General features: G+C 68.0%; 19 protein-coding genes, 2 tRNA genes and 1 riboswitch. Of the genes, 16 read left to right on the top strand and 5 right to left on the bottom strand.

Going from position 1 to position 18,894, the window contains the following annotated elements:
* The first annotated feature begins 158 nt into the window (after window positions 1-158).
* The 12 genes from ACYYG1_RS07280 to metK all read left to right on the top strand — a co-directional run bounded on the left by ACYYG1_RS07280 (window position 159) and on the right by metK (window position 12,140).
* Entirely contained in the window at window positions 159-1,013 is an 855-nt protein-coding gene (locus ACYYG1_RS07280; protein ID WP_461209631.1) for a YitT family protein, read from the top strand.
* Window positions 1,013-1,822 (top strand): SAM hydrolase/SAM-dependent halogenase family protein, encoded by an 810-nt coding sequence (locus ACYYG1_RS07275; RefSeq protein WP_461209630.1) that lies wholly within the window; start codon window positions 1,013-1,015, stop codon window positions 1,820-1,822. The genes ACYYG1_RS07280 and ACYYG1_RS07275 overlap by 1 nt, the downstream gene beginning before the upstream one ends.
* Before the next feature lie 6 nt (window positions 1,823-1,828).
* Entirely contained in the window at window positions 1,829-2,581 is a 753-nt protein-coding gene (locus ACYYG1_RS07270; protein WP_461209629.1) for an adenosylcobinamide-GDP ribazoletransferase, read from the top strand.
* A gap of 38 nt (window positions 2,582-2,619) precedes the next feature.
* On the top strand, window positions 2,620-3,771 hold the full coding sequence (gene chrA, locus ACYYG1_RS07265; protein WP_461209628.1) for a chromate efflux transporter: 1,152 nt from the start codon (window positions 2,620-2,622) through the stop codon (window positions 3,769-3,771).
* Between the two features lie 83 nt (window positions 3,772-3,854).
* On the top strand, window positions 3,855-4,292 hold the full coding sequence (gene fliJ / locus ACYYG1_RS07260; protein WP_461209627.1) for a flagellar export protein FliJ: 438 nt from the start codon (window positions 3,855-3,857) through the stop codon (window positions 4,290-4,292).
* On the top strand, window positions 4,279-4,875 hold the full coding sequence (locus tag ACYYG1_RS07255; RefSeq protein ID WP_461209626.1) for a MotE family protein: 597 nt from the start codon (window positions 4,279-4,281) through the stop codon (window positions 4,873-4,875). The genes fliJ and ACYYG1_RS07255 overlap by 14 nt, the downstream gene beginning before the upstream one ends.
* Window positions 4,876-4,877: 2 nt before the next feature.
* Window positions 4,878-5,633: a tRNA pseudouridine(38-40) synthase TruA gene (gene truA, locus ACYYG1_RS07250; RefSeq protein ID WP_461209625.1), complete on the top strand. Its 756-nt coding sequence runs from the start codon at window positions 4,878-4,880 to the stop codon at window positions 5,631-5,633.
* Between the two features lie 46 nt (window positions 5,634-5,679).
* Complete coding sequence (locus tag ACYYG1_RS07245; RefSeq protein ID WP_461209624.1) at window positions 5,680-7,725, top strand: hypothetical protein; 2,046 nt, start codon at window positions 5,680-5,682, stop codon at window positions 7,723-7,725.
* A 143-nt stretch (window positions 7,726-7,868) separates the two neighbouring features.
* The gene (locus ACYYG1_RS07240) at window positions 7,869-9,173 is read left to right on the top strand and encodes a hypothetical protein (RefSeq protein WP_461209623.1); all 1,305 of its coding nucleotides are present in this window, start codon (window positions 7,869-7,871) and stop codon (window positions 9,171-9,173) included.
* A gap of 95 nt (window positions 9,174-9,268) precedes the next feature.
* A riboswitch (SAM riboswitch) is annotated at window positions 9,269-9,370 on the top strand.
* A 76-nt stretch (window positions 9,371-9,446) separates the two neighbouring features.
* The gene (gene panC / locus ACYYG1_RS07235) at window positions 9,447-10,301 is read left to right on the top strand and encodes a pantoate--beta-alanine ligase (protein ID WP_461209622.1); all 855 of its coding nucleotides are present in this window, start codon (window positions 9,447-9,449) and stop codon (window positions 10,299-10,301) included.
* Between the two features lie 4 nt (window positions 10,302-10,305).
* Window positions 10,306-10,971, top strand: coding sequence for a DUF502 domain-containing protein (locus ACYYG1_RS07230; RefSeq protein WP_461209621.1), 666 nt, complete (start codon window positions 10,306-10,308; stop codon window positions 10,969-10,971).
* Window positions 10,968-12,140 (top strand): methionine adenosyltransferase, encoded by a 1,173-nt coding sequence (gene metK / locus ACYYG1_RS07225; RefSeq protein ID WP_461209620.1) that lies wholly within the window; start codon window positions 10,968-10,970, stop codon window positions 12,138-12,140. Before ACYYG1_RS07230 ends, metK begins: the two co-directional genes overlap by 4 nt.
* A gap of 73 nt (window positions 12,141-12,213) precedes the next feature.
* Here metK and ACYYG1_RS07220 read toward each other — a convergent pair whose 3' ends face one another.
* The 5 genes from ACYYG1_RS07220 to ACYYG1_RS07200 all read right to left on the bottom strand — a co-directional run bounded on the left by ACYYG1_RS07220 (window position 12,214) and on the right by ACYYG1_RS07200 (window position 17,405).
* The gene (locus tag ACYYG1_RS07220) at window positions 12,214-12,987 is read right to left on the bottom strand and encodes a substrate-binding periplasmic protein (RefSeq protein ID WP_461209619.1); all 774 of its coding nucleotides are present in this window, start codon (window positions 12,985-12,987) and stop codon (window positions 12,214-12,216) included.
* A gap of 49 nt (window positions 12,988-13,036) precedes the next feature.
* A complete protein-coding gene (locus tag ACYYG1_RS07215) occupies window positions 13,037-14,428 on the bottom strand; it encodes an MFS transporter (RefSeq protein ID WP_461209618.1) in 1,392 nt (463 codons plus the stop codon).
* Window positions 14,425-14,880, bottom strand: coding sequence for a MarR family winged helix-turn-helix transcriptional regulator (locus tag ACYYG1_RS07210; RefSeq protein WP_461209617.1), 456 nt, complete (start codon window positions 14,878-14,880; stop codon window positions 14,425-14,427). The genes ACYYG1_RS07215 and ACYYG1_RS07210 overlap by 4 nt, the downstream gene beginning before the upstream one ends.
* Window positions 14,881-15,036: 156 nt before the next feature.
* Window positions 15,037-16,464, bottom strand: coding sequence for an adenosylhomocysteinase (ahcY, locus tag ACYYG1_RS07205; RefSeq protein WP_461209616.1), 1,428 nt, complete (start codon window positions 16,462-16,464; stop codon window positions 15,037-15,039).
* A gap of 5 nt (window positions 16,465-16,469) precedes the next feature.
* Window positions 16,470-17,405 (bottom strand): ArsR/SmtB family transcription factor, encoded by a 936-nt coding sequence (locus ACYYG1_RS07200; RefSeq protein ID WP_461209615.1) that lies wholly within the window; start codon window positions 17,403-17,405, stop codon window positions 16,470-16,472.
* Window positions 17,406-17,534: 129 nt separating this feature from the next.
* Between ACYYG1_RS07200 and ACYYG1_RS07195 the strand changes: the two genes are divergently transcribed.
* The 4 genes from ACYYG1_RS07195 to ACYYG1_RS07180 all read left to right on the top strand — a co-directional run bounded on the left by ACYYG1_RS07195 (window position 17,535) and on the right by ACYYG1_RS07180 (window position 18,618).
* Window positions 17,535-18,044 carry a DciA family protein gene (locus tag ACYYG1_RS07195; RefSeq protein ID WP_461209614.1) on the top strand — a complete coding sequence of 170 codons (510 nt, stop codon included), beginning with the start codon at window positions 17,535-17,537 and terminating at the stop codon, window positions 18,042-18,044.
* Entirely contained in the window at window positions 18,037-18,387 is a 351-nt protein-coding gene (locus ACYYG1_RS07190) for a hypothetical protein (RefSeq protein ID WP_461209613.1), read from the top strand. The genes ACYYG1_RS07195 and ACYYG1_RS07190 overlap by 8 nt, the downstream gene beginning before the upstream one ends.
* Before the next feature lie 70 nt (window positions 18,388-18,457).
* Window positions 18,458-18,532: transfer RNA gene (locus tag ACYYG1_RS07185), tRNA-Gln, on the top strand.
* 8 nt (window positions 18,533-18,540) lie between these two features.
* Window positions 18,541-18,618: transfer RNA gene (locus tag ACYYG1_RS07180), tRNA-Glu, on the top strand.
* The last annotated feature ends 276 nt before the right edge of the window (window positions 18,619-18,894 follow it).

Here is an 18,894-nt window from a genome sequence, read left to right as displayed (position 1 = left end):
GGGTTCAGTTTCCTCCGCGCGGCCTGGCCGCGCGGAGCGGGCTTTTTATTGCCCGATCCATCTGCTATACCAACATCAAGGACCGGATTTCTCCCGGGGCTACGCGCCAGACCGCAAGACGCGGCGCGCGGCATCGGGAACCGGGCTGAAGGAGATTCATGAACCGCGATTTCACCTATTCCGTGTGGTGGAACGTCCTGCTCATCACCCTGGGCGGGAGCCTCATGGGATTCGGCATCAAGGCCCTGGCCGTGCCCCACGGCCTGATCTCGGGCGGCGTCTCCGGCGTGGGGCTCATGGTCTACTACATGACGGGCCTTCTCTCGCCGGGAGTCTGGCTGCTGATCCTCTCCGTGCCCCTGTTCCTGTACGGCTGGTTCGAGGTCAGCAGGCGTTTCTTCTTCTACAGCCTGTACGGCATGTTCGTGGTGGCCGGGACCATGGAGCTGGTGACCTACACCACGCCCATCCAGGAGACCATGCTCGCGGCCATCGCCGCGGGCTCCGTGGTGGGCGCTGGCGCGGGCCTGGCCTTCCGTTCCCTGGGCTCCACGGGCGGGCTGGACATCGTGGCCGTGGCCCTGAACCAGCGCTACAACATCCGCGTGGGCCAGGTCTCCTTCGCGTTCAACGCGATCCTGTTCCTGTGCGCCCTGATCTTCTTGGACGTGGACAGGATGCTCCACTCCCTGGTCATGATCTTCATCTGCGCGCAGGTCACGGAATACTTCCTGGGCCTCTTCAACCAGCGCAAGTTCGTCATCGTCATCTCCGACAAGAGCGTGGACATCGCCCGGGCCATCATGACCGGCGTGAACCGCGGCGTGACCCTCTTGAACGGCGAGGGCGCCTACTCCGGCAAGCAGAAAAAGGTCCTGCTCACAGTGGTCAACAACATCCAGGTCAAACGCCTGGAGGAAACCATCTACACCATCGACCCGCAGGCGTTCACCATCATCGGCAACGCCCTGAACGTGCTGGGCCACAGATTCTCACACAGGAAGGTATACTGATGCGCACAGTCATCGCCCTGCTCTCGGACTTCGGAACGGCCAATCCCTACACCGCGCAGATGAAGGGCATGCTCATCTCGCTCTGCCCCGACGTCATGCTGGTGGACATCACCCACGAAATTCCGCCCTTCGGCCTGCCCCAGGGCGCCCTGTTCCTGGAGGCCAGCCGCGCCCACTTCCCCCGGGAGACGATCTTCGTCGCCGTGGTGGACCCGGGCGTGGGCACCAAGCGGCGCATCGTGGCCCTGGTCAAGGACGGCCGCACGTTCCTGGCCCCGGACAACGGCATCCTGGGTCTGGTGGCCTCGACCCCGGGGCCGAGCCGGGCCTTCGACCTCACGGGCCGCCTGGCCGGGCCCAAGGTCAGCCACACCTTCCACGGCCGCGACATCTTCGCTCCCCTGGCCGCGGCCATGGCCAGCGGCGAGTCTCCGGCCGCCCTGGGCACGGAAATCCCCGTGGAATCCCTGACCATGCTGCCCTGGACCGAACCGGAATGGGACCTGCGCCACAAGAGCGTGCACGCGGCCCTCTTGCACGTGGACCGCTTCGGCAACTGCCTGACCAACATGCCCGCGTCCGCCCTGGATGACTTCCTGTCCCACTGGGACGACCTGGCCCTGGCCACGCCACTGGGCACGGACCTGCCCGTGACCCAGGTCAAGACCTACGCGGACCTCTCCGGCCAGACCCTGGGCCTGCTGGCCGGGAGCCAGGGCTACATGGAACTGTGCATGAACAAGGCCAACGCCGCGGCCGAAATCGGCCTCGGCCCGGGCGACGCCTTCACGCTCAAGGCCAAGAACTAGAGACGCATGCGTATAATCACGCCGCTCATGGCGGCCATGGATTTCCTGACCCGCCTGGCCCCGGCCCGCATCCACGACGAGGGCACCATCGCCGCGTCGGTGAAGTACTTTCCCGTGGCGGGCATGGTCCTGGGCGGGTTGCTCTGCCTGCCCCTGTACCTGGGGGTCCTCGCCGGGCGGCCCTGGGTCCAGGCCTGGCTGGTGGCCTGCGGCTCCCTGTGGCTGACGCGCGGCCTGCACTGGGACGGGGTGGCCGACGTGTGCGACGCCCTGGGCGCGGGCGGCGGGCCCGAGCGCTTCTGGGAGGTGCTCAAGGACAGCCGCCTCGGGGCCTTCGGCGGCCTGGGGCTGGTCCTGGGCCTGGGCGGCCAGATCATCCTGCTGCACGAGGCGCTGGCCGCCGGGGCCGTTGGCGCGGTAGCCTTTTCCTTTGTTTTCGGACGCGGGCTGTGCGTGGCCGTGGCCTGGTCCTGCCGCTCCTTCAGCCGGGGCTCGGGCCTGGGCAGCCTGACCCTGGCGGGCGCGACCCTGCCCGCCCTGGGCGCGGCCCTGGTCCTGACCCTGGCCACGGCCCCGGTTCTGCGGCCCCTGGCGGGCCTGGTCCCGGCCCTGGCCCTGGGCCTGGCGGGGCTCATGGAGATCAGGACCCTGGCCCGGCGCATGGGCGGCCTGAACGGCGACTTCCTGGGCCTGGCCATCGTCTGGGGCGAGCTGTCCTGCCTCCTGGGCTGGACCCTGGCCGCGCACCTCGGCCCCTGACGCCCGCGAAATTCCGGCCCCCAACCCTGGAGAAACGCATGCCCAGACCAGCCTCCCTCGCGGACCTGTTCCTGGGCTTTTTGCGTCTTGGCTGCACGGCCTTCGGCGGCCCGGCCATGGTGCCCTACATCCGCGACCTGGCCGTGCGCAAGCGGGCCTGGCTCACCGAGGACGTCTTCCGCCTGGGCATGGCCCTGTGCCAGGCCGTGCCCGGGGCCACGGCCATGCAGATGGCCGCTTACGTGGGCCTGCGGGCCCGGGGGCTGCCCGGGGCCCTGGCCGCCTACCTGGGCTTCGGCCTGCCCGCCTTCGTGCTCATCACGGCCCTGTCCGCCGTCTACCACGCCACCCGGGACGCGGCCGCCATGACCGCCGCCTTCCAGGGCCTGAAGCTGGTGGTGGTGGCCCTGGTGGCCAACGCGGCCGCGGACTTCACGCGAAAATTCGTCAGCAGCCGCGCGGACACGGCCATCGCCCTGGGCGTGGGCCTGATGGTGGGCCTGCGCGGCAACCCCATTTTGGCCATTCTCGGGGCCTGCGCAGCGGGGCTCGTTGTCTACGGCCACGAACCCCCGGGCGCGGACCCGGGCTGCTGCAACGGGGGCTCCCCCCTGCGCAGGCTCGCGGCCCTGGGCCTGGGCCTGGCGGCGGCCACGGGGCTGCTGGCCCTGCTGCGGCCGGACCTCCTGGAGCTGGCCTGGGTGATGTTCAAGGTGGACCTCTTCGCCTTCGGCGGGGGCTACGCGTCCCTGCCGCTGATGCTGCACGAGACCACCACGGCCCGGGCCTGGATGAGCCCGGAGGTGTTCATGGACGGCCTGGCCCTGGGCCAGATCACCCCTGGTCCCATCGTCATCACCTCGGCCTTCGTGGGCTACCATCTGGCCGGATTCGCCGGGGCGCTCACGGGCGCGGTCTTCGCCTTCACCCCGTCCCTGTTCGTGCTCACCGCCGCCACCCCCTATTTCGACCGCATGCAGGCCTCGCCCCTGTTCCGCCGCGCGGTGCGCGCCTCCCTGGCCTCCCTGGCCGGGCTCATGGCCGCCGTGTTCGCGCGCTTCGCCGTGGACGCGCCCTTTTCCCTGCCCGGCGCGCTCCTCTGCGTGGCCGCGTTCCTGGCCCTGCGCCGGGGCGTGGACATCCTCTGGGTGGTGCTGGCCGGGGCGGCCATGGCGCTGCTCTTCGGTTAACCGTCGGCCTAAATTTTGCTTATGATCCAGGACGATCGGCCTTTCGGCGTGTTTTTGGCGCCCGGCCGCCCAAAGGAGACTGCATGGCTTTCCGCTTTTCCCTCGAACGGGTCCTCGACTTCCGCCGCCAGCAGGAGGACCAGGCCAAAATGGATCTGGCCCGGGCCCTGGCCGCGCACAAGGCGCAGGTCCAGATCGTCAACGCCCTGAGCGCGAAACTGGCGCAACACGAGGCATCGTTGTATAGCGGAAAGGAACTCACGGAAAACGACCTCTGGCTCTGGCGGCGCTATCGCCTGCGCCTGGCCGAGGACATCGAAGAGGCCCAGGCCCGTGAACGGGGGCTGGCCTCCGAACTGGCCAAGGCCCGCCAGAGGCTGGTGGCGCGATCCAAGGACAGAAAGCTCCTGGAACGCCTGCGGGCCAACCAGGAATTGCGCTTCCGGCAAGAAGAGAACCTCAAGGAACAAAGGGAATCCGATGAAATGGCCACGGTTCGTTTCCGGCATGAGGCTGTCTAGGCTGTTCAAGGGCCTGATGCTTCTGGCCCTGGTGAAGCTCGCGCTTCTGGCCTTCGTGGGCTGGAACGCCCTGTCCACGGGCCAGGTGACCCCGCAGCGCGCCGTGGCCCGGCTGGCCGCCCCCGCGCCCGCCCAGGCCCAGGAGCAGAAGGCCGTGCCCGACGCCAAGGATCCCACCCGCGCCAAGGCCGTGGCCAAGCCCGCCGCCGACGACCTGACCAGGGAGGCCCTGCTCAAACGCCAGGAGGAGCTGGACCGCCGCGAACGCGAGCTCGACGCCCTGGAGGGCAAGATCAACAAGGACATGGCCGAGCTGGACAAGCGCCGCGCTCAGCTGGAGCGCATGCTTGAGGAAGCCACGGCCGTGCGCGACAAGAAGGACCGCCACCTGGTGGACGTGTTCTCCAACATGAAGGCCAAGCAGGCCGCCCAGGTCCTGCAGACCATGGACGAGCGCCAGGCCGTCAAGATTCTGTCGGGCATGCGCGGCCGCCAGGCCGGCGAGATCCTGACCTTCGTGGACGCCCAGAAGGCCGCGCGCCTGGCCGAGGCCCTGACCAAGCTGCAAGTGCCCTTCGAATAGCCGTGCCCCGCCTGAAGCTGACATTGGCCTACGACGGCACGGCCTTTCACGGCTGGCAGATCCAGGCGGCCACGGGCGAACGCACGGTGCAGGACTGCCTGGAACGGGCCCTGGGCCGCATCTGCGGCGCAGAGGTCCGCTGCCACGGCTCGGGCCGCACCGACGCCGGGGTCCACGCCCTGGGCCAGGTGGTGCACGCGGACGTGCCCGACTCCCGCGCCGGGCTGGACTGGCGCAAATCCCTCAATTCCCTGCTCCCCGACGACGTTTCCGTGCTGAGCGCCGAAACCGCGCCCGGGGATTTCCACGCCCGCTACAGCGCCCTCTCCAAGAGCTACACCTATAGTATCTGGCCCGAACGCCGATACGATATACCGCAAAGGCGGAACTACGTCTGGACCACGGGGCCGCTGGACCTGGAGGCCGTGGACGAGGCCGCGCGACGGATGATCGGGGAGCGGGATTTCGCCTGCTTCCAGAACGTGGGCACCCCGGTGAAGAGCACGGTGCGCACGGTCACGGGCATCGAGCGGGTCCCGGGGATGTCCCCCGGGGAACAGACGTTGCGCTTCACGGCCGACGGCTTTCTCAAGCAGATGGTGCGCAACATGGTCGGCCTGCTGGTGGAAATCGGCAGGGGCCGCTTCTCCCCCGGAGACGTGGCCGGGATCATCCAGGGCCGCGACCGCAACGTGGCCTTCCCCACCGCTCCGCCCCAGGGCCTGTGCCTGGAGTCGGTGCGCTATCCCGAGGCCTGACCTTCCGCCGGAACCCCGCGCGCTTCGGGCGCGCGTCGGCGGAGGCATGGCCGCAATCGAATTCCAGGGGCTCGACCGGGAGCCGACAGGCAGCACCAGCACGGTGAACCCGGCGCTGGAGCGGTCCGCGCTGCTCTCGCGCGTGTCCTGGCGCTTCGAGAACGCCCAGAGCCAAAGCCGCTACGCCCGCCTGGGCGACCTGGTGCTGGAGACGCTGGACCGCCGCGTGGGCGCCCTGGCCGACGCCGCCGCCCGCTTCTCCTGGCCCGTGGCCTCGTCCTCCGTGACCGAAGGCGCGCGCCAGGTGGACGCCCACGGCGCGGACGTCAAGGGCCTGCTCAGGGCGGAGCTGCGCTCGGGCCAGAGCGCCCAAAGGTATTACAAATATTTCTCCCGCGGCCGCTCGGCCGACGCGGACAGCGGCCTCGCCGCCGGGGACTACACCTTCACCCTGTCCCAGGGCGGCGAAACCGAGGACATCGACGTCTCCATCCCCACGAACGCCACCTGGGGCCAGGCCCTGGAGCTCACGGCCCGGGCCATCAACGCCTCGGCCCTGCCCGTGCAGGCCGAGGTGGTGCGCCAGACCGCGCCGGGCCAGCGCCTGGACTTCCTGTCCAAGACCGGGTCCGTGCTGGCGGTGACCCTGAACCCGGCCCACGCGGACCAGGACGTGGAACTCGCCGACACGGACGGGCTGCTCCTGCACGGCCTGGACCTGACCCCCGCCAGCGCGCCCCTGACCGCCGCCGGAACGGGCCGCCACACCGTGCAGCGGTCCTCGCGCGCGTCGGCCAGCACCTTCGTCTCCGACCTCCTGAACCCCGTGGGCGCCGTGGACCTGGAGCCCGGGGACCACAGGCTGCTCCTGGACGTGGGCGGCGAGTCCGTGGAAGTGGAAGTGGCCGTGGACGCGGACATGGACTGGGAGACCCTGCTCACGAGCCTGGCGCTGAACATCAGCGCGGCCGACGAGCGGGTCACGGCCCGGGTGGTGCAGGGCGAGGCGGACTCGGGCCTGCTCTATCCGGCCACGCAGCGCGCCGTGGCCCTGGAGCTGACCCTGGACGCGCCCAAGCTCGGCCAGCGCCTCTCCGTGCGCGAATACGGCGGCCCGTGGCTCGCGGACGTGGACGGGATGCACGACCCCTCCTCAGGGCTGCCCAACTGGGTCGACGGCGGCGAACGCTATCTGGCCACGGCCACGGCCAACGGCTGGACCGAGGGCAACGTCTACGAATACGACGGCTCCGCCTGGACCGAGACCCAGACGGGGGACGCGGCGGCCGTGTACAACGCGGACGAGGGCGCGGACTACTTCCTGGACGGCGGGGCCTGGTCCCAAACGCCTTCCGGGACCCTGGCGCGCGCCCTGGGGCTCAACGCCACGTCCGCGCCCGGGGCCGACGCCACGGCCCTGGTGGACGGCCGGGAGATGGTCTCGGAGACCGGCGTGTTCAGCCTGGAGCAGGGGCGGCTGGCCGTGGAGGTCACGGCCTCGTCGGGCGAGGCCCTGCCCCTGTCCGTGACCCAAGGCTACGCCCTGGCGCGCGAGCAGTTCCTGGACCTGGCCGACGCCTACAACGGCCTGCAGAACTTCCTGCAATCCAACGCGGACATCCTGCAGCCCGCCTTCGTGCGCTCCTGGAGCGCACCCGTCCTCGACCTTTCCGGCGAACTGGACTGGCTGGGTGTTTCGCGGCTGGACACCAGCGGCAACCTCTGGGTGCGACGCGACGAATTCGCCCAGGCCCTGGTCCAGGACCCCGCCCGGGCCCGGGCCGCCCTGTACGACGCCCCCGGCGGCCTTGCGCCGCGCCTGGCGGCCCTGGCCGAAGCCAGCACGGGCCAAGCCCTCAGGTCCTCCCTGGCAGCGCCGCAGCTGCCGCCCCTGCCCAGCCCGGCCCGGGACGTGGGCCTGGCGAAGCTCGACGCCCTGCAACAGGTGGTGGCGGCGGCCACCGACGCCCCGCGCCCGGAACAAAGCCCCTACACGCTCTTCAGCAACCTCATCTCCTCCGCCTCGCAGGGGGAGGACGGCTACACGCCGATTCCCGGGGACAGCGGCCGCATCCTGGACTTCGATTCCTGAACGCCGCCCCTTGACCACGAAATCGCGCTATCCTATACGACAATAGACGATCCGTTTCTTCACGCTTCTCCCGCCTGACGATTACGCCCCCAGCTGTCCAGAACAGGCGCGCCGAATCCATCGAACCCAAAGGAGGATGGCCCATGCCTGCGGACACCTATTCGCTCCTGGCCGTGTTCACGGCCGCGGCCATGGCCCTGTTCTTTCCGGCCGCCGCGTACAGCTTCACCACCATGCGCCTGCCGCGCAAACGCGAGGAGCTGCAAAACATCTGTCAGGCCCTGCGCCTGTCCTCCAACCTCAAGTCCTGCCCCTACGGCCTGTTCAAGACCTACGAGGACACGTCCATCCTGGATTACGCCCTGCCCATCCTGTTCTGCAGCATCTACTCCTTCGTCGCCATCTGGCTGCTGTTCGACAGCACCTTCTACACGCACGTCCTCAGGGACGGGACCCCGAACTTCCTGCTGCAGCGCGTGGAGCACCTCGCCCCCGTCTCCCCGTCCAGGGCGGACGGGCCCGGAAAAATCACGCTGACCCTGGGCGGCGAGACATACACCCTGTCCCGGGGCGCGGGGAACGCGGAGGCCGACGCCCCGGGCAACGCGCCCCAGGGGGCGGAGGAAACCGCCGGGGCCTTATCAAAGGCCAACGACGAAACCCGGCCCGACAACTACGCCTGGGGCAGCCTGCTGGTGGTCCTGATGGCCGGGCTGGGCTGCTATGTCTGGTCCATCCAGTACATCGGGCGCAGGCTCTCGGCCCTGGACCTGACGCCCAACGCCTTTTTCGCCGTGGCCACGCGCATGGTCTACGCCTCGTTCATCGCCCTGGCCGTGCGTCATTTGCTCCCGGCGGACGTCAACGCCCTGCCGAGCATCGCCTTTTTCATCGGCATGTTCCCGCAGCGCGGCATGCGCCTGCTCAGGGAGAAAATGGCCCGCACCCTGGGCGCGGCCCAGCGGCGGCGCAAACTGCCCCTGGACAAGATCGACGGCATCGACCTCTTCACCAAGACTAGGCTCTCCGAGCTGGGCGTGGACAACGCCCAGAACCTGGCCGAGGCCAACTTCGTGGAGATGCTCCTGCGCACGCCCTACAACCCCTGGAAGATCATGGACTGGATCACCCAGGCCAAGCTCTACGTGCACGCCCCGGAGGCCATGGAAGAGTTGCGGGACAGGGGCATACGCACCGTCTTCGACTTCCTGGCCGTCACGGACGACAAGAACTCGGAACTGTGCGCCAGCGGAACGGCGACCCTCTCGCCCCAGGCCGTGGGCGACATCCGCACGACCCTGGAACGGGACCCCTCGGTGGCCCTGCTCGGCGAGATACGCCGGCGCATCACGCTGATCCCGGGGGAGGGAAAGGCGTCCGCGCCCCCGGCCCTGCGCCGCACTGTCCGCCCGGGACGCGCCCGGCGGTTGAAGAAGGCCTACCCCTAGGCCTGACGCCGCCCTAAAGAAAATTGCTTGCCCGCCGAATCAGTTTGAGCTAACACTTTTGTGCCTGGGCGGTCCCGCCGTCCGGACTTTTGACAAAATCATGCAGAGAGGCGCGAGGGAACTGGCCCGTCGACCGCCCGGCAACCTGTCCCCATGAGGGCAAGGTGCTCCCGCCAGCCCGCGAGGGACCATGATGGAAAACGAACTTTCGTTAACCCTTCCCTCTCGGGGAGGGTTTTTTTATTTCGCGGGCGCGGCCCGCAAGGAACGCACATGCAACGCCTCAACGACCCCGCGGCCTTCCAGCGCCAGGCCATGGACCATCGGGCCCAGGGCCTGACCACGGCGCTGGTGCCGACCATGGGCTTTTTCCACGACGGGCACCTGTCGCTGATGCGCTGGGCCCGGGAGAACGCGGACAGGGTCTACGTCAGCCTGTTCGTGAACCCCACGCAGTTCGGCCCGGACGAGGATCTCGCGGCCTATCCCCGCGACCTGGAGCGGGACGCTGCCCTGGCCGAGGAGGCCGGGGTGGACGTGCTGTTCACGCCCACGCCCGAGACCCTCTACGCCCCGGACCACGCCACCTGGGTCCAGGTGCCGCCCCTGGCCGAGCACCTCTGCGGGGCCAGCCGCCCGGTGCATTTCCGGGGCGTGGCCACGGTGGTGACCATGCTCCTCAACCTGGCCCAGCCCAGCGTGGCCGTGTTCGGGCAAAAGGACTGGCAGCAACTGGCGCTCATCCGGCGCATGGTGCGCGACCTGCACATGCCCGTGCGCATCGAGGGCCGGCCCATCGCCCGCGAGGCCGACGGCCTGGCCCTGTCCTCGCGCAACGTGTACCTGACCCCGGCCCACCGCGCCCAGGCCCCGGGCCTGCGCCGAGGATTGCTCGTCCTGGAAGGGCTGGTCCAGGGCGGCGAACGCGACGCGGACCGGCTCAAGGAGGCCCTCGCCGCCTACTACGCCAGGCACGTGCCCGACGGCGAGATCGACTACGTGGAGCTGGTGGACCCCGACGCCATCCGGCCCGTGGAGCTCGTCGCGGGCCCGGTGCTGGCCGCCGTGGCCGTGCGCCTGGGCAAGGCCAGGCTCATCGACAACCTGCTCATCAAGCCGGGGGACTAGCGCCATGTGCAGCCAGGATCCGAACGCCGGCCTCGCCGCCCGCATCAAGGCCGCCCTCAAGGCCAACCTCATCGCGGGCATCCTCGTGGCCACGCCCCTGGCGGCCACCGTCTTCCTGCTGGGGCTGATCCTCAGGTGGGGCGACAAGATCCTGCTCCTGGTGCCCCCGGCGCTGAGGCCCGAGAGCTACCTGCCCTTCAGGATCCCGGGCCTGGGCATCATCCTGCTCCTGGCCCTGCTCTTCGCCCTGGGCGTCCTTGTCCGCAACATCCTGGGCCGGACCCTGGTGCGCCTTGGCGAACGGATCATGGAATCCATCCCCCTGGTGAACAAGGTCTACCACTCGGTGAAGCAACTGGTGGAAGCCGTGCTCATGGGCGGGGGCAAGGACTTCAAGCGCGTGGTGCTCGTGGAGTACCCCAGAAAAGGCGTCTACGCCCTGGCCTACGTCACGGGCGACACCTACAAGGAATTTCAGGAAAAAACAGGCAAACACGTCATAAACCTCTTCCTGCCGACGACCCCCAACCCGACCTCGGGCTTCTACCTTCTGGTGCCCGAGGAGGATGTCATTCCCCTGGACATCAGCGTGGAGGACTCCTTCAAGATTCTCATCTCGGGAGGGATCATCCAGCCGGAAGAGCACAACAATCAAGGAGGAAAACCATGATCTGCAGCAAGGGAACCTACCACTTCACGTCCGAGTCCGTGACCGAGGGCCATCCCGACAAGGTCGCCGACCAGATCTCGGACGCGGTGCTCGACGCCCTGCTGGAGCAGGACCCCGAATCCCGTGTGGCCTGCGAGACCCTGGTGACCACCGGCCTGGCCATGATCGCCGGCGAGATCACCACCAAGGGCTACGCCGACCTGCCCCAGATCGTGCGCGATACCATCCGCGAGATCGGCTACACCAGCTCGGAGATGGGTTTCGACGCGGACACCTGCGCCGTGATGTCCACCATCGACAAGCAGTCCCCGGACATCGCCCAGGGCGTGGACCGCAAGGCCCCCGAGGAGCAGGGCGCCGGAGACCAGGGCATGATGTTCGGCTACGCCTGCGACGAGACCGAGACGCTGATGCCCGCGCCCATCTACTGGGCGCACAAGCTGTCCCGCCGCCTGACCTACGTGCGCAAGGAGGGCATCCTCGACTTCCTGCGCCCGGACGGCAAGACCGAGGTCAGCTTCACCTACGAGGACGGCAAACCCAAATTCATCGACACCGTGGTCATCGCGGCCCAGCACGACGAGAACGTGGCCTACCAGGACCTGGTGGACGGTATCCGCGAGGAGGTCATCTTCAACACCCTGCCCGGCGAGTTCGTGGACAAGAAGAAGACCCGCGTGTTCATCAACACCACGGGCCGCTTCGTCATCGGCGGACCCATGGGCGACTGCGGGCTCACGGGCCGCAAGATCATCCAGGACACCTACGGCGGCATGGGCGCCCACGGCGGCGGCGCGTTCTCGGGCAAGGACCCCTCCAAGGTGGACCGCTCGGGCGCGTACATGGGCCGCTACATCGCCAAGAACGTGGTGGCCGCGGGCCTGGCCCCCAAATGCCAGGTCCAGATCGCCTACGTCATCGGCGTGGCCGAGCCCGTGAGCGTGCTGGTCACCAGCGAGGGCACCGCGGACACCCCCGACGACATCCTGACCAAGGCCGTGAACGAGGTCTTCGATCTGCGGCCCTACTTCATCGAGAAGAAGCTCAACCTGCGCCGTCCCATCTTCAAGGCCAGCTCCTGCTACGGCCACTTCGGCCGCGAGCGTCCGGAGTTCACCTGGGAAGTCAGGGACATGGTCGACGCCCTCAAGGCCGCCTGCAAGGCGTAGCCCTCCGGCGCAGCGGAAAAAACATCAGGGCCGTCCCTTTCGGGGCGGCCCTGTTCGTTTATGGCGGGAAGGCTCAGCGCGCGTCCGGGTGCAGGGCCCTGATGGCGCGGTCCAAGCGTCTGCGGACCTCGGCGGGCACGGACTTGGAGCAGACGATGTGCCGGGTGTTGCCCTCGGGCACGCCCGCGAGGAGATGCAGGAGCAACGCGCCCAGGCGCGGTGAGGCCTCGCTGAGCAGCACGTCGGCCTCCTCCGGGGCCACGAACATGTAGTCGAAGCGGCCCTGGCACATCATGGCCACCATCCGGCGCTGCGTGGCCGTGACCCGTTCCACGGGCGGGGCCAGCCGGCGCAGGAGTTCGTCCACGACCCGGCCGTAGGAAAACCCGTCCACCACGCCCAGGACCAGGGAACGGTCCGAGACCAGGGACGCGACGTCCGCGTGGCCGTACACGGCGGAGGCGACCCCGCGGCCGAACAGCGCCACCAGCTCCTTGTCCCGGTGGATGGGCTCCGTGAACCAGGCGAACTCCTCCCGCCCGGGCGTCCTGAACCAGCCCACGGAGCAGCAGGGCTCCCCGGCCCGCAGGCGGTGCAGGATGCGCTTGGAGGGCGTGGATTCGAAGCGCGCGGGCACGCCCGCGGCCTCGAACATCTCCCTGGCGCGCAGCACCAGGAAGCCCGCGGGGTGTCCGTCGTGGGTATAGTAATACGGGGGCCGTTCGAAGTAGTAGACCGTCAGGGTGCCGCCCCCGGCGAGGCACGGCGCGGGCGGAACGACCAGCAGCGCAAGCGACGCCAGCAGTACCGCGAAGACGAGTGCGGACAATGTCGGAAACCGGAGCATGATGCATCATTGCAGAACCAGGAAACATCCGCAACGGCCCGGCTTCAATTCACGAAACATCGTCCGGCGTCCCGCGCTCAGGCGCGCGCAGGCAGAAATACACGCCCAGGGCGCAGGGAACCACGAAGCAGACCAGCACGAGGTGCATGGCGGTCATGTAGGGCGCGGCGCTCTCGGCGGTCATCTGCTGGGGCCCCACGATGAGGGACAGGGCCACGCTGATGATCACCAGGCCCGAGGTCATGCCCGTGGTGCGCATGCAGGCCACCATGGCCGAGGCCACGCCGTAGTGCGTGGGGCCCACGCTGCCCATGATCACATTCATGTTGGCCGTGGCGAACAGGGCCGTGCCCGCGCCGCAGGCCACCAGCACCAGGACCACGCGCCAGAGCCCGGCCTCCATGCCCAGGGTCGCGGCCATGGCCAGGGCCAGGGTGCTCAGGAACATGCCCGCCGCGGCCAGGCGGTGCGCCGGCGTCCTGTCCACCATGTTGCCCACGAACGGCGCGAGCACGGCCATGAGCAGGGGCTGGGCCACCAGCAGCAGCCCGGCGTCCCCGGGGCTCATACCGCGCACGATCTGCAGATACAGACTGAGCAGGAAGGTGATGCCGAAGGTGGAGGCGTAGTTGATGTACTGCACCAGGTTGCCGTAGGCGAAGGAGCGGTTGCCCGCGAACAGCCGCAGGTTCAACAGCGGCTCGTCGGCCCGGGCCTCCCAGGTCACGAACAGGGCCAGGGAAACCAGCCCGCCCGCCAGGAGCAGCTTGCCCGACAGGTCCGCGAAGTGCGAGCCGCCCTGGGTCAGGCAGATCATGCCCAGAGCCACCAGCACGGACCCGATCCAGTCGAAACCCCGGCCGCGCCCCGAGCGCGAGGGGCGGACGTTAAGGGCCCTGACGGTCATGACCAGGCTCACCACGCAGGGCAGGGATCCCAGGTAGAAGATCCAGCGCCAGCCCATGTGGGTGGTGATCAGCCCGCCCAGGAGCGGCCCGGCGGAGATGCCCAGGTAGACCCCGGCCGTGGAGATGCCCAGCGCCCTGCCCCGGCCCTTGCCCGGGAAGATGTCCGCCAGGATGGCCAGGCCCGTGGAGACCATCATGGCCGCGCCGATGCCCTGAAGGATGCGCACGAAGATCAGCCAGCCCACGCTGGGGCAGACGGTCAAGAGCAGGCTCATGACGTCGAACACGGCCAGGCCCAGGGCGAAGACGAACCCGCGCCCCCACATGTCCGCCAGGCGGGACACGGGCAGCATGAGCATGGCCACCGACGCGATGTAGCTGGACTCCACCAGCCCCAGGAGCGCGGCCTTGGCCCCGAACTCCTGGCCCAGGGCGGGCACGGCCACGGCCAGGGCCGAAAGCATGAACACGAAGGCGAACTGGGTCACGGTGATGGCGAACAGGCCCGCGCGCTGTTCCGGCGTCATGCTCATCGCGCACCTCCCTCGCCCCGTTCCGCGTTGGCCAGCATGCGGTCCAGGAACTCCAGGGCCAGGGCGCGCTCCTCGGGGCCGAAGCCCGCGAGCAGCTGCTCGTTCAGGCGGTCCTTGATCTCGAACAGGGCCTCCTGCATCTCCCGGGCCCGGGAGGTGGGATGCACCAGCTTCTGGCGACGGTTGTCCGGGTTCTCCTCGCGTATGATGAAGCCCGTCTCCTCCAGGGAGAACAGGGCCCGGGCCGCGCAGGCCGAACTCACCGAGGCGCGGGCGGCCAGCTCGTCCTGGCTCATGCCCCCGCATTCCAGCACGGCGCACAGGAAGGGCATCTGCCCGTAGCGCAGGCCCAGTTCCTCCAGCCAATTGTCCAGCAGCGCCTGGTTCATGCGCTGCAAAAGCGCCACGCGGTGGGACACGGCTCCGGCCCGATGGCTCTTGAATCTGTCCATGGTCTCTCTCAACTTGTTAACTGTTGAGCAGTCAGTAGACCCGGGGCAAGGGGAAGTCAACAGCGAAATTCCACCCCGGCGCAGGGGCGGAAAAACAAGCGCCCCGCCCGGCTCGGCCGGACGGGGCGCGTTCGTACGCGGCGGTTGCCGGGCGTTCTAGTAGCGGTAATGGTCCGGCTTGAAGGGCCCCTCCACGGGCACGCCCAGGTAGTCGGCCTGCTCCTTGGTCAGGACCTCCAGCTCCACGCCGATGCGCGAGAGGTGCAGGCGCGCCACTTCCTCGTCCAGCTTCTTGGACAGGGTCATGACGCAGGGCTCGTAGTCGTTGGCGGCCAGGTCGAGCTGGGCCAGGGCCTGGTTGGTGAAGCTGTTGGACATCACGAAGGACGGATGCCCGGTGGCGCAGCCCAGGTTCACCAGGCGGCCTTCGGCCAGGACGATGATGGATCGGCCGGATTCGAGGGTCCACTTGTCCACCTGGGGCTTGATCTCCAGCCTGGAGCACTTGGGGTTCTTCTCCAGGTAGCTCATCTCGATCTCGGAGTCGAAGTGCCCGATGTTGCAGACGATGGCCTCGTCCTTCATGCGCTCCATGTGCGCGCCGGTGATCACGTGGTAGTTGCCCGTGCAGGTGACGAAGATGTCGCCCTGCTCCACGGCCTTGTCCATGGTGGTCACCTCGTAGCCCTCCATGGCGGCCTGCAGGGCGCAGATGGGGTCGCACTCCGTGACCAGCACCCGCGAGCCGAACCCGCGCATGCACTGGGCGCAGCCCTTGCCCACGTCGCCGTAGCCGACGACCACCGTGACCTTGCCCGCGATCATGATGTCCGTGGCGCGCTTGATGCCGTCGGCCAGGGACTCGCGGCAGCCGTAGAGGTTGTCGAACTTGGACTTGGTCACGGAGTCGTTGACGTTCACGGCCGGGAAGAGCAGTTCGCCCTTCTCCTGCATCTGGTACAGGCGGTGCACGCCCGTGGTGGTCTCCTCGGACACGCCGCGGATCTTTTCGCCCATGGCGGCCCACTTGCCGGGCGCGGCCGTGAGCGAGGCGGCCAGGCGGTCCATGATGATCTGGAACTCGTGCACGTCATAGGCCTTGCCGCACAGCGACGGGTCCTTCTCCACCTTCACGCCCTGGTGCACCAGAAGCGTGGCGTCGCCGCCGTCGTCCACGATGAGGTCCGGGCCGGTGCCGTCGGGCCAGGTCAGGGCCATCTCCGTGCACCACCAGTAGTCCTCCAGGGTCTCGCCCTTCCAGGCGAAGACCTTGGCCAGGCCCTGGGCCGCCACGGCCGCGGCCGCGTGGTCCTGGGTGGAGAAGATGTTGCACGAGGCCCAGCGGATGTCCGCGCCCAGGGCGTGCAGGGTCTTGATGAGCATGGCCGTCTGGATGGTCATGTGCAGGGAGCCGGTGACCCGCAGCCCGGCCAGGGGCTTCTCGGGGCCGTACTTCTCGATGATGGCCATCAGCCCGGGCATCTCGCGCTCGGAAAGCTGCATCTCCTTGGCGCCGAAGTCCGCCAGGGACATGTCCGCGACCTTGTATTCCAGACTCAGGTCCAGGGATTTCACGTCTGCCATGGTTGTCACTCCTTGGTGCTGTGTTTCTCCGCCTCGAAGAGCCGCAGGACAAGCCCGGACGGCAGGGAGAGACGGTCATTTTTCCTTATAACGAATCCTTCGCCTTGTAGCCAGCCCGATACGCGACTCGGCTCGAAACCCAGCCAGTGGTCCCCGGCGTGCTCGCGCAGGTCCTCCCGCTGGTGGGGCTCGAAGTCCGCCAGCAGGAACGTCCCGCCCGGGGCCAGGACGCGCCAGGCCTCGCGGATGCCGCCCTGGGGCGAGGGCAGGTGGTGCAGGGCCAGGCTCATCACCGCCAGGTCGGCCTCGCCGTCGGCCAGGGGCAGATGCTCCAGGTCGCCGATGCGCAGGCTCAGGCCCGGCCCGTCGCCGCCCAGGTTGGCGCGCGCGCGCTCCAGCATGGGCTGGGAGCTGTCCACGCCGATGAGCGCCCCGGCGCGCCCGCGCATGCGCGCGAGCAGCCGCCCTGTGCCGCAGCCCAGGTCCACGGCCGTGGCCACCTCGGGCATGCGCCGCACAAGCTCCTCCGCCAGGTCGAACCCGCCCAGGGTCTCCTGGCAGAGACGGTCCCAGGAATCGGCGTGGCGCTCGAAAAAGCGCTCGGAGCGGCCGCGCCGCCCGGCCACGGCCGAAGCCGCGGCAGCCGCGTCCGCGTCCAGCTCGCCCTCGGCGGCCAAAAGCGGCCCCACGGCCAGGAGCCAGCCCCGGCCCGGGCCCTCCTCGGCCGCGCGGTAGAAGACCCACTGCCCGTCGCGCCGGGGGGTCACCAGCCCGGCCTCGGCAAGGATCTTCAAATGCCGCGACACGCGGGGCTGGGACATGCCCAGCACCTCCACCAGCTCGCCCACGGACAACTCGTGCTCCAGGAGAATGCGCATCAGGCGCACCCTGGTCGAGTCGGCAAGAGCCTTGAAATATTGTGTTATCTGCGCTTCGCTCACGGCTTCATCCATATATTGAGATATCTTTATATAGATCGATATCCAAGAGGTCAAGCCCGGGGCGAGGGATTCGCCTTGCCCAGGGGGCCATGTTATGCTTTTGATGGCGCGCGCAGCGCGGGAGCGGACATGAAGCGGTTTTCCTCGGCCATAGGCGAATTCCTGTCCAAGCGGGACGAGAAAGGCACCCAGTACCACCTGAGCAGGCTCTGGCGGAACTGGGCCGAAGCCGTGGGCCCGCAGATCGCGGACGTGGCCCGGCCCATGGGCCACCGGGGCACCACGCTCTTGATCGGCGTGGAGGACCAGATGCTGATGCAGGAGATGGTCTACTATTCCCCGGCCCTCATGGAGCAGGCCAACGCGTACCTGGGCATGAATTTCTTTGACAAGGTGCACGTGGACCTGATAGGAAACCACGTTTCATTGGACTCGCTTCCCGGGCAGGCGCCCGGGGCGTGGTCCCCGGAGCCCGAACGTCCGACGCGGCTGGGCGGGCTCCTGGAACGGCTGGACCCCGATTCCCCCATAGGCCGGTGCTACCGGGCCTATGTGGGTTTTTTCGCCCGCAAGGAAGAGGGGCCGGGCCCAAAGCCGCCCAACAACGACATTCCCCAAGGAGGACATACACATGAGTGACGAACTCACCCTGGAAAGCCTGGACCTCAAGAAGCCCCTGGACAAGATGACCCAAAAGGAGCTGCGCGAGCTGTGCATGGAGAAGATCCCGCAGATCACCGGCGCCTCGGGCATGAGCAAGGAAGAGCTTCTTCCCGCCATCAAGGAGGTCCTGGGCATCGTCGAGGAAGAGGGCGAGCAGTCCAACCCCTACAAGGACCAGATCCTGGGCATCAAGCGCAAGATCAACGGCCTGCGCACCGCCAAGGCCGAGTCCAAGGAACGCGCCCAGCGCGAGATCCTGCGCAAGAAGATCAACAAGCTCAAGAAGCGCACCCGCCGCCTGTCCGCGGCCAACGCGTAGGGCGCGACACACAACGTCGAATCAGGGCTTGACAGTCCCATTGCGAGACTGTAATTCCCTTTTTCCCTGCTGGCGGATCGTCTAATTGGCAGGACGCAGGATTCTGGCTCCTGTAGTCAAGGTTCGAGTCCTTGTCCGCCAGCCATTTTTTTAGTCCCCATCGTCTAGCCTGGTCCAGGACACCGGCCTTTCACGCCGGCAACAGGGGTTCAAATCCCCTTGGGGACGCCAAGAAATTTAGGTCGTTGGAAGAAATTCCAACGACCTTTTTCATTGCGGAAACGATCTATCGCGACCAGATTTTCTAGCATTAACGCCACCCCGTACAGCACGCCCCCCTCCTGACTTCAACACAACCCCAAAATTTCCGGAGGGGCTTTAAGAAGCCCGACAAAAAATCACTGATCGCTGTCCGAAATAAACATCTACTTGTGCTGAGATGGTTATCACCTGACAGTAGGCCATGAAATGAGCGTGGTCATGCCGCCCTTGGTTGGGGTACGGCTG

The sequence above is a fragment of the Desulfocurvus sp. DL1XJH-121 genome, assembly GCF_054819825.1.
The sequence above is the reverse complement of the archived record's forward strand: the minus strand, read 5'-3'. Positions and strand labels throughout refer to the sequence as shown.

Coding starts and splice junctions, on each gene's coding strand:
- ACYYG1_RS07280 (WP_461209631.1), top strand. CDS start 159: ATGAACCGCGATTTCACCTATTCCGTGTGGTGGAACGTCCTGCTCATC.
- ACYYG1_RS07275 (WP_461209630.1), top strand. CDS start 1,013: ATGCGCACAGTCATCGCCCTGCTCTCGGACTTCGGAACGGCCAATCCC.
- ACYYG1_RS07270 (WP_461209629.1), top strand. CDS start 1,829: ATGCGTATAATCACGCCGCTCATGGCGGCCATGGATTTCCTGACCCGC.
- chrA (WP_461209628.1), top strand. CDS start 2,620: ATGCCCAGACCAGCCTCCCTCGCGGACCTGTTCCTGGGCTTTTTGCGT.
- fliJ (WP_461209627.1), top strand. CDS start 3,855: ATGGCTTTCCGCTTTTCCCTCGAACGGGTCCTCGACTTCCGCCGCCAG.
- ACYYG1_RS07255 (WP_461209626.1), top strand. CDS start 4,279: ATGAGGCTGTCTAGGCTGTTCAAGGGCCTGATGCTTCTGGCCCTGGTG.
- ACYYG1_RS07245 (WP_461209624.1), top strand. CDS start 5,680: ATGGCCGCAATCGAATTCCAGGGGCTCGACCGGGAGCCGACAGGCAGC.
- ACYYG1_RS07240 (WP_461209623.1), top strand. CDS start 7,869: ATGCCTGCGGACACCTATTCGCTCCTGGCCGTGTTCACGGCCGCGGCC.
- panC (WP_461209622.1), top strand. CDS start 9,447: ATGCAACGCCTCAACGACCCCGCGGCCTTCCAGCGCCAGGCCATGGAC.
- ACYYG1_RS07230 (WP_461209621.1), top strand. CDS start 10,306: ATGTGCAGCCAGGATCCGAACGCCGGCCTCGCCGCCCGCATCAAGGCC.
- metK (WP_461209620.1), top strand. CDS start 10,968: ATGATCTGCAGCAAGGGAACCTACCACTTCACGTCCGAGTCCGTGACC.
- ACYYG1_RS07220 (WP_461209619.1), bottom strand. CDS start 12,987: ATGCTCCGGTTTCCGACATTGTCCGCACTCGTCTTCGCGGTACTGCTG.
- ACYYG1_RS07215 (WP_461209618.1), bottom strand. CDS start 14,428: ATGAGCATGACGCCGGAACAGCGCGCGGGCCTGTTCGCCATCACCGTG.
- ACYYG1_RS07210 (WP_461209617.1), bottom strand. CDS start 14,880: ATGGACAGATTCAAGAGCCATCGGGCCGGAGCCGTGTCCCACCGCGTG.
- ahcY (WP_461209616.1), bottom strand. CDS start 16,464: ATGGCAGACGTGAAATCCCTGGACCTGAGTCTGGAATACAAGGTCGCG.
- ACYYG1_RS07195 (WP_461209614.1), top strand. CDS start 17,535: ATGAAGCGGTTTTCCTCGGCCATAGGCGAATTCCTGTCCAAGCGGGAC.
- ACYYG1_RS07190 (WP_461209613.1), top strand. CDS start 18,037: ATGAGTGACGAACTCACCCTGGAAAGCCTGGACCTCAAGAAGCCCCTG.